The sequence below is a fragment of the Luteibacter sp. E-22 genome, from assembly GCF_049913125.1.
Lineage (GTDB): Bacteria > Pseudomonadota > Gammaproteobacteria > Xanthomonadales > Rhodanobacteraceae > Luteibacter.
In genome coordinates this window covers 2,999,827-3,013,320 of the sequence record NZ_CP183975.1, presented here as the reverse complement: position 1 = coordinate 3,013,320, position 13,494 = coordinate 2,999,827, and the positions used below count along the sequence as shown (strand labels likewise).

Annotated in this window: 9 protein-coding genes; 2 read left to right on the top strand and 7 right to left on the bottom strand. The window is 64.7% G+C overall.

Annotation, left to right across the window (positions count from 1 at the left end; genetic code table 11):
• Complete coding sequence (gene serA, locus ACN9M2_RS13435; protein ID WP_426285205.1) at window positions 1–1,236, bottom strand: phosphoglycerate dehydrogenase; 1,236 nt, start codon at window positions 1,234–1,236, stop codon at window positions 1–3.
• A 117-nt stretch (window positions 1,237–1,353) separates the two neighbouring features.
• On the opposite strand from serA, the gene ACN9M2_RS13430 reads away from it, so the two are divergent.
• Window positions 1,354–2,736 (top strand): FAD-binding oxidoreductase, encoded by a 1,383-nt coding sequence (locus ACN9M2_RS13430; protein ID WP_426285204.1) that lies wholly within the window; start codon window positions 1,354–1,356, stop codon window positions 2,734–2,736.
• A gap of 89 nt (window positions 2,737–2,825) precedes the next feature.
• Window positions 2,826–3,782, top strand: coding sequence for a prolyl aminopeptidase (gene pip, locus ACN9M2_RS13425; protein WP_426285203.1), 957 nt, complete (start codon window positions 2,826–2,828; stop codon window positions 3,780–3,782).
• 8 nt (window positions 3,783–3,790) lie between these two features.
• On the opposite strand, the gene ACN9M2_RS13420 is transcribed toward pip, so the two are convergent.
• From ACN9M2_RS13420 to ACN9M2_RS13395, 6 genes are all read right to left on the bottom strand, one after another.
• A complete protein-coding gene (locus tag ACN9M2_RS13420) occupies window positions 3,791–5,662 on the bottom strand; it encodes a hypothetical protein (protein ID WP_426285202.1) in 1,872 nt (623 codons plus the stop codon).
• A 139-nt stretch (window positions 5,663–5,801) separates the two neighbouring features.
• Entirely contained in the window at window positions 5,802–7,571 is a 1,770-nt protein-coding gene (locus ACN9M2_RS13415) for a hypothetical protein (protein WP_426285201.1), read from the bottom strand.
• Between the two features lie 176 nt (window positions 7,572–7,747).
• Window positions 7,748–10,486 carry a lamin tail domain-containing protein gene (locus ACN9M2_RS13410; RefSeq protein WP_426285200.1) on the bottom strand — a complete coding sequence of 913 codons (2,739 nt, stop codon included), beginning with the start codon at window positions 10,484–10,486 and terminating at the stop codon, window positions 7,748–7,750.
• A gap of 143 nt (window positions 10,487–10,629) precedes the next feature.
• Entirely contained in the window at window positions 10,630–11,268 is a 639-nt protein-coding gene (upp, locus tag ACN9M2_RS13405) for a uracil phosphoribosyltransferase (protein WP_306850348.1), read from the bottom strand.
• 264 nt (window positions 11,269–11,532) lie between these two features.
• Window positions 11,533–11,847, bottom strand: coding sequence for a PsiF family protein (locus tag ACN9M2_RS13400; RefSeq protein ID WP_426285199.1), 315 nt, complete (start codon window positions 11,845–11,847; stop codon window positions 11,533–11,535).
• Between the two features lie 50 nt (window positions 11,848–11,897).
• Complete coding sequence (locus tag ACN9M2_RS13395; protein ID WP_426285198.1) at window positions 11,898–13,400, bottom strand: aminotransferase class III-fold pyridoxal phosphate-dependent enzyme; 1,503 nt, start codon at window positions 13,398–13,400, stop codon at window positions 11,898–11,900.
• Window positions 13,401–13,494 lie beyond the last annotated feature (94 nt).

The window sequence follows — 13,494 nt, the reverse complement described above, 5'->3', positions numbered from 1 at the left end:
TCAGTAAAGCGCGCGAGCCCGCAGGGTGCCCTCGATCGCCGCCAGTTCGTTACGCAACGCGGCAGCGTGTTCCTCGGTGGTGGAGACGTCGATCACCACGTAGCCGACCTGCGACGAGGTTTGCAGGTACTGGCCGTCGATGTTCACCGCGGCACGCGAGAAAACCTCGTTCACCCGCGACAATACGCCGGGGATATTGCGATGGATATGCAGCAGGCGGCGGCTTGTCGGATGCCCCGGCAGCGACACCTCGGGGAAGTTCACGGCCGATAGCGTGCTGCCGTTGTCGCTGTAGCGAACCAGCTTGGAGGCGACCTCGATGCCGATGTTCTCCTGGGCCTCCGCCGTGCTGCCACCGACGTGTGGGGTGAGGATCACGTTGTCCATGCCGACGAGCGGGGAAACGAAGGGATCGTCGTTGCCCTTGGGCTCGACTGGAAAGACGTCGATCGCTGCTCCTGCGAGATGCTTCGAACGCAAGGCGGCGGCCAGTGCGTCGATGTCGACCACCGTGCCGCGCGAGGCATTCACCAGCATGGAGCCGGGGCGCATGCGTGCGATTTCCGCAGCGCCGATGAGGTTTCGTGTCTGCGGCGTTTCGGGTACGTGCAGCGTCACCACGTCGGCGCGTTCGAGAAGGTCGTCGAGGCTCGCGGCCGGACGGGCATTGCCGAGCGAAAGCTTTGCTTCGACATCGTGGAAGATCACGCGCATGCCCAGCGATTCCGCCAGTACGCCCACCTGGGTACCGATGTGGCCGTAACCGACGATGCCCAGCACCTTGTCGCGCACCTCGAAGCTGCCCGCCGCCGACTTCGACCAGCCACCTCGGTGGCATTCGGCATTTTTCTCGGGGATGCGGCGGACCAGCATGATCGTCTCGGCGATGACCAGTTCGGCGACGCTGCGCGTGTTGGAATACGGTGCGTTGAACACCGGCACGCCCAGCCGCTCGGCTTCGGCCGTATCGACCTGGTTGGTGCCGATGCAGAAGCAACCCACCGCGATCAGGCGCCGTGCCTCCGCCAGGACCCCGGCGGTGAGGTGGGTGCGCGAGCGGATGCCCACGATGTGCGCGTCCGCGATGCGCTCGCGGAGTTCGTCCTCCGGCAGCGACTTCTCGTGGAACTCGATCTGTGAGTAGCCGGCCTGGCGGAAGGTATCCAGGGCGCTCCGGCTGACGCCTTCGAGCAGCAACACCTTGATGTCTTCTTTCGGGTACGACGTGCGCTTCATGGTTCGGGGCGATCCTGGGGGGAAGACCCCACTATGCCAGATACACGGGGCGCGGCGGACCATGGACGCTCGCCGCCTCTGCTGGCACGCTGGAGCCCCCGCCGAGCGAACCGCCCCATGACCGACCCGCGCCTGTCCGAGCTTGCCCGCCTTCTGCCCGAACTGAAGATCTCGACCGACCCAGGCGACCTGGAGCATCACGGTCGTGACTGGACCCGGCGCTGGACGCCGGAGCCACTCGCGATCGCCTGGCCCGCGTCCATCGAAGAGGTGCAAGGCATCGTGCGCTGGGCAAATGGGCAGGGAGTCGCCGTCGTGCCTTCCGGGGGCCGTACCGGCCTGTCGGGCGGTGCCGTGGCGGCGAAGGGGGAACTGGTTCTCAGCCTCGACCGGATGAACCGCGTGCTCGGTTTCGATCCGATCGATCGCACGCTGACGGTGCAGCCGGGCATCGCGCTGGAAGCGGTACACAACGCCGCGCGTGAGCGGGGGCTGCTCTATCCGGTCGATTTCGCCGCCCGCGGGTCATGCCAGATCGGCGGCAACATCGCCACCAATGCCGGCGGCATCCGGGTGATCCGTTATGGCAATACCCGGCAGTGGATCGCCGGGCTCAAGGTGGTGACGGGCACGGGTGAGGTGCTCGATCTCAATCGAGGCCTGGTCAAGAACGCTTCCGGCTACGACCTTCGCCACCTCGTGATCGGTTCGGAAGGCACCCTCGGCATCGTGGTCGAGGCGACGCTGTCGCTGACTTCGCCGCCACCGCCCTCGCAGGTGATGCTGCTGGCGGTGCCCGCGATGGATGCGCTGATGAAGGTCTTTGCGGAAGCGCGGCACCGGCTTCGTCTGGAGGCCTTCGAGTTCTTCACGGATAGGGCGTTGCATCATGTGCTCGCGCACGGTGCGCAACGGCCGTTCGACGAAACATATCCCTTCTACGTGGTCACCGAGTTCGATGCGGCCGACGAGCGTGCCGAAGCCGATGCGCTGGCCTTCTTCGAGTCCTGCCTCGGCGAGGGCTGGGTGGTGGATGGCGCGATCAGTTCGAGCGAAGGGCAGGCCGCCGCCTTGTGGCGCTTGCGCGAGGGCATCACGGAAAGCCTCGCGCCGCACAAGCCTTACAAGAACGATGTGTCGGTGCGCATCTCCGCCGTGCCGGCGTTCATGGCGGAAATGCAGGACCTGCTGTCTGCCGAGTACCCGCATTTCGACGTCGTCTGGTTCGGTCACATCGGCGATGGAAACCTGCATATCAACGTGCTGAAGCCGGCCGACCTCGACAACGCGGTGTTCGTCGAACAATGCGAGCACGTGACCTCGATGCTGGTGGATACCCTGGCCCGGCACGGTGGCTCGATCTCCGCCGAACATGGCATCGGGCTGGTGAAGAAGCCCTGGCTCGGCAGCGTTCGCAGCGAGGCCGAAATCGCCCTGATGCGCGGGATCAAGGCAGTGTGGGACCCCAACGGCATCATGAACCCCGGCAAGCTCCTGTAAGAGCCACCACGGGTCCTACCACGTGTGGCATCCCGCGCCCCACCCGGTTAGCCTTCCCTTCCTCCCCAAACTCCGCAGGACCCCGCCTCATGGCCCAGGATTCCCCCGTCCTTTACCCGGCGATCGAGCCGTACAACAGCGGCATGCTCAAGGTGTCGCCGCTGCACACCCTCTACTACGAGGAAAGCGGCAATCCGAACGGCAAGCCGGTGGTGTTCCTCCATGGTGGCCCGGGCGGTGGCACGAACCCGCGTTGCCGGCGCTTCTTCGACCCGGCGAAATACCGCATCGTGCTGTTCGACCAGCGCGGATGTGGGAAGTCCACGCCGCACGCCGAACTGACCGACAACACCACCTGGGACCTCGTCGCCGACATCGAGCGTGTGCGCGAGCATCTGGGCATCGACCGTTGGCAGGTGTTCGGCGGGTCGTGGGGTTCCACGCTGGCGCTGGCCTATGCCGAAACCCACCCGGACCGGGTCACCGAACTGGTACTGCGTGGCATCTTCATGCTTCGCCGTTCCGAGCTGGAGTGGTTCTACCAGGAGGGTTGCAACCAGCTATACCCCGATGCCTGGGAAACCTACCTCGCCGCGATTCCCCCAGCGGAACACGGCGATCTCATCAGCGCCTACCATCGCCGCCTGACAAGTGCCGACCCGGCGGTACGCCTCGCCGCGGCGCGTGCCTGGTCGGTGTGGGAAGGCGCGACGAGTTATCTCTATCAGGACCCGGCTCATATCGCCTCCAGTGGCGAGGACGAATTCGCGCTCGCCTTCGCGCGCATCGAGTGTCACTACTTCGTCAACGCGGGTTTCTTCGAGGTCGATGGGCAGTTGCTGCGTGATGCGCACAAGATCCGCCATATCCCCATGGTCATCGTGCAGGGCCGCTACGACGTGGTCTGCCCCGCGCGCAGCGCATGGGACTTGCACGGTACCCTCCCGGAAGCGGACCTGCGCATCGTCCCGGATGCCGGGCACTCGGCGTTCGAGCCTGGCATCACCAGGGAACTGGTCGCCGCGACCGATCGTTTCGCCGCCTGACGAAGACCTTATCGCGACGTTTCGCCGGGCACGTCCCGGCGAAACAGTCCCAGCAGGCGCCGACCGATGCCGGAGGGCCAGGACCGGGTTCCAGCACGGCCGCCTTCGATTGGCAGGATTCCGAGGGCCCCGTAAGGCGAATGGTCGATGTGACCAAGACGAATCTTCGTCGTTCGGTAACGCAGGACACGTCCCGCATTGCGCCGGATGAGGTCGGCCGGAATATCCACGAAGAACCATGGGTCCATCTCGTCGTCGACAGGGACCTCGATCGTGGCGGATGCCGCGGACGCGTTTCCGAGCAGCGTGACGACCAACAGGTCGCCCGGGGCGAATCGAAGCACGGCGTTCTGCACGCCAAGCCGGGGCGGCTGGTCGGCGGGGCATTCGATCAGGTCCGCGTTGTCTTCCCTGCGTTTCATCGAGCACGCAAAGGGATAGAAATTGCGCGGAACATAGCCACCGATGGCGATCTCCCTCGACGGTGAATGGCGAGGGGCCTCGATGTTTCGCTCGATGGAATAGTAAAGCCAGCCACGCTTGTCCTGTGCGTAGTCCAGGAACCATGGCGGTATGCGGCGCACCAGGTCGAACCCTTCGAGATCGGCATCGATGAGGATGCTCTCTTTCCATGCGACCACGCCTTCCGGGATGCGAAGGACGAGGGTGACGAGGTCACCTTCCATGATATCGGCGCTGGCGGGAATGCGTGCGAGCGGACCGCAGGGAAACCTCGCCGGATCGAGCGGCCCGGACGGCACGCCGTCGATCGTCGGCATGGCCAGCAGGGGATCAGGGCGAGGCAGTGGGTCGGTGGCGGCCTTGCGTCGAATCGCGATCCGTCGCCTCGGCGAACGGCCGACAATGGTCTCGAAACCATCCTCTCCCTCCTTTATCGCCAGGCAATGGAGATAGCAGTCGCTGTCGCCGTGGCGTTCCAGGATCTCGCGGGAAATCGTTCCATCGACAACGGGACCATCGCCCGCTGGATAGGCCTCCGTCCTGGAGTCGGCCAGATAGAACCTGACGACCGCTCCTTCGGTTTGTGCCTGGTTGATCACGGAGACGGCGAGACCTTGGCCGGGTTCGAGCTGATCGAGTATCACTTCGTCGCCGCTCAGCTCGTCGGTGCGTACCGGTGTCAGCAGTTCGGTAGCCCGGGTGACCCTCACTTCGTAGTCGGCGAACGGATACTGGATATATCCGCTCGTGCGGACGATCGCGGCGCGGAGCAACATGCCGTCGCCATAGTTGGCCGCGATGAGTTCATGGGCGAACCGGGCCCGCACGGGCAATCCCGCATTGGCGGCCGTGACAGGAAGGCTCCAGAGGATGGAAGCCGCCTCGATCATCGAGGAACCGAGCTGGCTGACGACGCCCCTCACCGAAATGACGACCTCGTCGCCGTCGACCAGCGACATGGCGATATCGTCCGGCAGGCGTGCCTCGAACCATGAGGCATGGTGAGCGACGACGTTGGTCGGACTGCCGTCCTGGTCGTAGACCTGCAGGAACGAGAAGGCAGGATGGTCTTGCACCGTGAATGTGGCGGAGTACGACATCTCGTCGACATCGGAGCCGGCGCGGCGGAGGACGTAGTGCACGGTGATGTCGTAGGCATCGGCCGCGACGAGCACGAGGAACGGAACGCGAAAGACGCAAGCTTCGCCAGCCGCCACCAGGGTCCGCCGGCTCGTCCAGTGGCTGTCGTTCGATGGACCGCCCGTCCAGCTCAGCGTGAGTTCGTCGCCTGGCGCGCTGTCCGCGTGGAGAGGAATCCTCACCGTCGGGCCCAGCGGCATCATGTCCGGTCGCAGATAGCCGCCGTCCGCTTCATCCACCGTGGGCGCAGCCAGGGTTTCGTCCGTGTAGATGACCATTGTCGCTTTCCATGCGTGGAGACCCGTCTCCAGACGGGCGGAGTGCTATCGTGCGCCCCCGCCATGAGGGCTTCCATATGGCTTTCGCTGTAGGTGCGCGATGCGCACGTCGGGTTCATGCGTCCGTGGTCGCCCAAGCCTACGCCTGAGCGTCGACGTGCAACGCTCTGAATGGCGTGTGTTCGATGTAGCGCCCACGGATCTTTGTTACGCGATAGAAAATGTCGTGGCCGGCATTGTCCCGGATGACGGCCGCTGGCACCGGCAGCGTCCACCGGGAATCCGGTTCCGTATCGATCGTGTTCTCGATGACCGTGGACGCTTCAATGGTAGCCCCTCGCAGCATGACGACGAGGCGATCATGTAGTGCGAGCCCGAGGAAGTTGCCTTCCACGACCAGCAGCAGGGTAGCATCGGGAGGGCAGTGAATCAGCGCCTCGCCCTCCAGGCTTTCCCTCATCGAGCAAGCCAGGTGGTACAAAGAGCGAGGAGCGTATTCCCTGATCGTGACCTCACGCCTCGGCGAGAATCGCCGCTCGCCTGCCACACTCTCGACCGAATAGTAGAGCGATGGCATCGCGTATCGATAATAGGCCACGTTCGCCATGGGTATCCTGCGAACGACGTCCACGCCGACAGGGTCCCCGATGGTGCTCGAGTCCTCCCACGTCAGCAAGCCAGCGGGCGTGTGAAATCGATACGTGACGATGTCTCCCGTTGCAATTCCCGCCTGCGCGCGAATGCGTGCGAAGGGTCCGCCCGGGAAGTGCGCCTGGTCCATGGGACCCTGTATGTATCCATCGATGGACGGTGCTTCCAGGGATACATCGGCCTCGGGGAAGGGGGGAACCGTTCGGCTGTGCCGTATGGTCATGTGCCGTCGCAGGGAGCGTTCGATGACAATCTCCTGGGCATCGCTCCCTTTCACTGCAAGGCAGTAGAGATAGCCGTTGGTGCTGGCCTGACGATGCAACTCGTCGTTGGGGATCAGCCCCTCCACGAGCTTTCCTTCCCTTGCCGGGATGGGGCGTGTTCTGTATTCGCCCAGGCAGAACCGGATGTGCGTGCCCTTCATTTCCGCCTGGTACGGAATGGACACGGCGAGGCCTTCTTCGAATCCCGGTCGGTCCAGGAAAACTTCATCCTCATGCAGTTGCGCCGTCAGTACCTTGCCCAGGGACACGGGTTCTTGCGTGATCGTCAGTGTGACGTTGGTCTCCGCGTGCTGGACATATCCATTCGCGCGAACGATCGCGCAGTCCAGCAACAGCGTATTGCCATGATTTGCCACGACGATGTGCCTGCCGAACCGGTGGCGGACAGGGTGCTGCGCACTATCCTCGTCAAAGCGGATAGTCGCCGCTTCCGAGGTGTCCAGGATGGTCGTCGACGCGAACAGGTCCATGGTGCGGAGCCAGAAGACGATCTCGTCGCCTTGCTGAAGGGAAATGCTCACTTCTTCCGGGAGTTCCGCCTCGAACCATTCGGCCGCATGATCGATGATGGACGTTGGCAACCCGTTCTGGTCCCGCACCTGGATGGTACGTATGGGCGGATGATTCCGTACCGTGTAAGTAGCCGTGTCCGACGGCTCATCGACATCGCTGCCCTGTCGCCTCAGGACATAACCCGTAACGGCTTCGTACGATTCGGCGGCTGCGAGCACCAGGGTGGGAACGTGGAAGACGATATCACCGTCGATCGTGTCGATCACCTTCTGTTCCGTCCAGCGACCATCGCTCGTTGGCCCACCCGTCCAGGTCAACGTGATCTTGTCGCCGATCGCGATTCTGTCGTAGCCAGGGATGTATACGCTGGGACCCAGCGGAATCATGTCAGGCCGGAGAAAGGCGCCGTCCGCCTCCTGCACGGAAGGCGCGATCAGCAGGGCTTTCGTAGAGGGCGTCATGTTCGCAGTCCTTGCGAGAAAGTGCTTTCGCCGTCATGGCGGCAAGCGTCATCCTTTCAGTTACACGAGACCAGTTCCATATCGCTTTGGTTGTAGGGGCGAAGGACACCTGGCTACGCCGATGAAGCGGCGAGATGGCGCCCGGCCGAAGCCGGGCGCCTTTTCATCAGAACAGGTCAGAACAGGCTCAGCGGCAGTGCGATCATGTCGACCACGAAGCCGTCGTGGTCCGACGAGCCGATAGCCTTGTGCACGTCGGTGGCCGACGCCGAATCGTCCAGCGTCTGTACCGGTGCGTCGAGGTTGCCGCGGCCGTACTTCATCTGCAGGAACAGGCCCTGCGCGACCGTGTTGAGCAGCGCGTGGTCGAGCACCTGGTGGGTCGGCACCTGGCGCGGGCTCTGGCCCTGGATGTTGCCGAAGTTCTCGGTGAACAGGAACGAATAGCGGTCATCCGGCGGCACCGAGTTCACGGCGTTCCAGAGTGCCGGCTTCACCAGGTTCGTGCCGAGCTTCAACAGGTTCTGGTTGTCGTCGTAACGACCGGAGATCAGGCCGACCACGTCGGTGAAGCCGTCGCTGAACTGATAGGCGTTGAAGTCGCCGACCACCAGCAGGGGAGCGAGCAGGTTCTTCCGGTCGGTCTGGATCGCCTGTACCTGGGTCGCCAGCGACTTCGCTTGCAGGAAGCGCTTCTGGCGGTCGCGATCGGCCGTGCTGCCGGTCTTGTCCACGTTCTGGCGTGCCTTCGGATGGACCGCGATCACGTTGATGCGCATCCGGCCGACGATCGAGGGTACTTCCGCGGTCAGCAGCAGCGGCGGGTGGTCGTGGATGAACGCCGTCTGGCCCTGGTCCTGCCAGGTCTCGTCGGCACCGAGCTGACGGACGTCGAGCACGCGCACGCGATCGGTGCGGACGAGGAAGCCCACGTTGATGCCGCTGGGGTCGTGACCCGGCTGCAGGATCGCCTCGTACTGGACCGGGTAGTCGTCACCCAACTGCTTGGCCAGGCCCTGCAGCACCTGCAAGCTCTTCACTTCCTCCACCGAGAGGATATCCGGCAACTTCAGCACGCCGCCGATATAGGCCGACAGTCGCTGGGTCTTCAGCTTCACCTCGTCCGCCGTCGGTTCGGTGTCGCCGCCGCTGCAGGTGAAGGTCGTGTTGAAGTCCGTGTCGCAGAAACGCTCGGTATTCAGTCCACCGACGCGCACCGCGTAGAACGGACGCGAGTCGACCGCACGCGGCAACGTTGCCGCTTTCTTGATGTCGATCTTCGTCGGAATGAAGGTGTACATGCCGAAGGCGTACGACATCACGCCTTCCGCGCGGAAGGTGGTGCCCGCGTTGAACGGCGTATTCGGCGCGACGGCACCGAAGTCGGCGGTGTTCATCTTGAACACCTGCGGATTGCCCGACCAGTTCGGCAGATTCACGCCATCCGGCACGGGAACGGTGTAGCGCACGCCTGGCTCGCGCAGGGAGCGCTTGCCGTTGGCGGTCACGTACACCTCGGCGAACGGCTCGTTGCTGAAGCGCAGGTTGCCCGTGGTGATCATGCCGTTGTCGATCGTGACGCGCATGCCGACATAACACTGGAAGTTCGTCTCGCCGCAAGACAGGGCGTTCGGGTCCGACGACGGCACGTTGTTGCCGAACGTCACGGCCTTCGGCAGGCGGGCGCCATGCATCGTGGTGGTGACGTCGGCGTTCTTCAGTTCCGGCAGGTTGAAGTAGTTGTCTACTGTGGCCTCGACGTCGACCACGTCGCCGGCCTTCACGCCAGGCGCGCTGCTGGTGAAGACGTAGATGCCGTTGGAGGTCAGGCGGTCGTCGTCGGCGCGGTTGTCCGGCGTCTGCATCGTGAAGCCGGCGGGGCCTACGGCGGTGACGATATTGCCGTGCGTCGCCACACGCTTGCCGACCAGCGGCGACACCTGTCCGCGGCCGGTGACCTGCCAGATCTCGGCGGCGATGGGGATCTCGTTGAGGATGGCGCCGATGGCGGAGGCCTTGGCGATCGTCACGTCGCCGCCGGAGACGTCCGACAGGTTCACGCGGAACGCCTTGTCCGGACCGGCGGCCTTGGCACCGTGCACGGTGACCTCGACGGTACCGCTGGTGGCACCGGCCGGAATGGTCAGCGTGGTGTCGACGGCGTCGTAATCGCCCGCGGCGACGGTGGCCGTGTCGTCGGCGGTCGCGGCGTGGACGGTGACGTCGGTCGGAGCCGGCTCGCTCAGCGAAACCGTGAACGGCATCTGCTGGTCGTCGCCGTTGCGCACGCTGATCGTCGCATCGGCGATCGACAGGCTCCGTCCCAGTACCGCGCACGGAGACGTGCTGGCGCGGGGTGCGGTCGGGGCGACCTTCACCCAGTCGGCCGAGTTGTCGCCGGTGGATTGCGGCAAGCCGTTTCCGGTGGTCTTGCGAGCGTAGCCCTGGTCGGTGTTCGAGCTACCGAGGCTGGCCAGCGGCGTACCCAGCTTATAGGCCGAGCCGGCGCTGAGACCGACCTGGTCGATCGTCACGCCCGATCCATCGAGCAGGGCGATGCCGCCGTCGTCGGTGACGCCGGTCGAATACTTGATGTCCGGGACGATGCTGCCGGAGTAACCGGAGCTGGCGCCATTGGCCAGCAGCAGGAAACAGCCCGGCGCCACCGTCGTGCCGGCGGGAAGGGTCAGGCGCGTGCCGGTGGTGCCGCTCGCGTTCGAGGCGTTGAGCTTGTAGCCCGAGACGTCCAGCGGCGCGGCGCCGGTGTTCTGCAATTCCACGAATTCATCGTTGCCGCCGGAGGGCCCGCGGACGCGGAACTGGGTGATGGATAGATCGGCCGCCTGCAACGGAAGTACGGCGGTGAGTCCTGCCAGCGCTGCCCAGATGGCGCGCCGTGACGTGGTCGAACGCATTCGATGTCCCCTCGAGTCGTTGATGGTTGCGACCCGAAAGCACCCCGCCATCCCCTGACGTGACGTTCCCCTGCCGGTCCGCTGGCGGAGTGTGCCTCAGTTTTATGACAGCGGGATGTGACGGAAACGGCGACTCCGGGGGCTCAGGACGGTTTTTGCTTGGTCCCGAAGATCTTGTCGCCGGCGTCGCCGAGGCCGGGGAGGATGTAGCCCAGCTCGTTCAGGCGGTCGTCGATCGAGGCCACGTAGATCTCGATGTCGGGGTGGGCGGCCTCGATGCGCTTCAGCCCTTCCGGCGCGGCGACCAGGAACAGGCCCTTGATCTTCCGTGCGCCGGCGGCCTTGAGCATGTCGACGGTCGCGACCAGGGTGCCCGCGGTGGCGAGCATGGGATCGACGATGATCGCGGTGCGTTCGTCCATGCCCCCGCTGAGCTTCTCGTAATAGGCGACCGGCTCCAGGGTTTCCTCGTCGCGCTGCAGGCCGACCACGCTGACCTTGGCCGCCGGGATCATTTCCAGGACCCCCGTGAGCATGCCGAGGCCGGCGCGAAGGATCGGCACGATGGTCACCTTCTTGCCCTTGATGTGGGTGACCTCGACCGGCCCCGCCCAGCCTTCGATGGTCTTGCACTCGGTCTCCATGTCCGCCGTGGCCTCGTAGGTCAGCAGTGCCGCGACCTCGGAGGCGAGCTCACGGAATTCCTTCGTGCTGATCCCGGCGCGGCGCATGAGGCCGAGCTTGTGCTGGATGAGGGGATGGCGGACTTCGACGATTTTCATGAGGCACGGATTCGGCGGCAGCGATGCTGGAATTGTCGCATGGCCAGCACCGGCCGCCCTCGAAGCATCGCCGACAGGGTCGGCTCTCACCATGTCACCTCGTGCTCTGGTGGGAGCTGACCCCGTCGGCGATCCCGAGGCAGCGGGCCAGGGTGAGGCAAGCACCCATCGCCGCTGAAGCGGCTCCCACAGCCGGGCATGAGAGTCTGGTGGGAGCCGACTTTGTCGGCGATCCCGCGGCAGCGGGCCATTTCGCCCAACTGCTCAGCCCTTGAGGCAGGTGCTCATGTACGCCTTGCGCTCATCGCCCTTCAGGCTCTTCGCGGAGGCGTCCTTGTTGCAGGACTTCATCTTGTCCTGCTGCGTGGTCTTCGCCGGTGACTCGCCTTTCAGGCAGCTGCTCATGAACGTCTTGCGCTCGTCGCCCTTCTTGCCGGCGGCCTGCGAATTGCACGTACTCATACGCTGCTGTTGCGGCGTGAGGTCCTTCTTGGCGGGTGCTTGCTGCGGCGCGGCGACCGCGCCGGCAGCGAAAGCGAGGAGCGAGGCAACGACAACGACACGAAGCTGCGTACGCATAGCTAACCCCTACGTGACGCCGGCAATCCGGCCGGTGGAGCTTACGCCGGTCAGGCCGCCTTCGTCGACGAGGCCGAGCGGCGCGGGCCTTCCTTCAATGCGTGACGGATCTCGTCCACGATGAGGTCGACCTCGGCACTCGTGACGCGGAAGTGCGGGGTGAAGCGCAGCGAGTTCGCGCCGCCGTGGATCACGCCGATGCCGCGCTCACGCATGTATTCCTCGGTGGAACCCTCGCCGTAGCACTTGAACTCCGGCGCCAGCTCGCAGGAGAACAGCAGCCCCGTGCCCTGCACCTTGGTGATCAGGCCGCCAAGCTCACCCTTCAGCGCTTCGACCTTGCGGACGAATTCCTGGCCGCGTTCGCGGATATTGCGGCGGACCTCGTCGGTGAGTTCCTGCAGCGTGGCCACGGCGACGTCGAGCGCGCGCGGATTCGCGGTCATCGTATTGCCGTAGATGCCCTTGCGGTACAGGCCCGCCACGCGGTCGGTCACGGCGAGCACGGAAAGTGGGTATTGGCCGGCGTTGAGCGCCTTGGAGAAGGTCTCCATGTCCGGCGCCTCCAGCGACTCGAAGCCTGGGTAGTCCACGATCGACAAGACGCCGTGTGCACGCAGACCCGCCTGGATCGAGTCGACCAGCAGCAAGGTACCGTGTTCGCGCGTGAGTTCGCGCGCGGCGGCGTAGAACTCCGGCGTGAGCGCGCGGCCCGGATCGCCTTCGCCCATCACCGGTTCGAGGAACATCGCTTCGATAAACCAGCCCTGGCGGTCCGCTTCGGCGAACGCCGCCTTCAACTGGGCCACGTTGTACGGCTCGACCGTGATCAGGCTGTCCTCGTTGCGGAAGCTCGCCAGGTGTTGCTGGTAGTTCCGGCGCGACGAATCCGAATAGAGTGCGGGGCGTTCGGTGCGGCCGTGGAAGGCTCCCTTCACGGCCAGGCGCTTGATCGTGCGTGCCGCATGGCGTGCACCCGGGTCCGTCATCAGGCGCGCATTGACGTCGGCGATGCGCGCCGCCAGCGTGACCGATTCCGATCCGGAGTTGAGGTACATGAAGTGCGAATAAGGGCTGCCGCCACGCGTCCGGCCCAGTTCCTTGAACAAGGCGTCGGACAGGCGCAATTGCGAGACGTTGGCCGTCATGACGTTGGCCATTACTTGCGGACGCGACATGGCCTCGACGATGTGCTCGGGATTGTGGCCGAAGCCGAGCATGCCGTAGCCGCCGTTGTCGTGCAGCACGGCGCCCTTCAGCGTCACGATCCATGGCCCGCGCGCGGCGGCCGGCACATAGGGGTTCACGCCGTCGTCGGGATAGAAGTTGACCAGGGACGATTGCACGCGCTGGATCTGTTCGGCCTCGTCCAGACGAAGCAGGTCGCCGAACTCGGCGCGCAAGGCCTGGTGATAGGCCACGGCGTCTTCGATGGCGCGAACGAGGGAAGGGTCGATCGCGGCGAAACGCTCGATCGTTTCATCCGGCAGGCCGCGCGTGCGCGGCGTGCCGCCGAAGTCGCGCATAGCGCGCAGAAGATCGATGACGCCCATAACCCACTCCTCGACTGGTGACGCGGCCCGGTTTCGATTCAATCCCTAAGTGGCCGCTAAGTATCTATATGTAAAGGGATTATTCGGTCAGCAT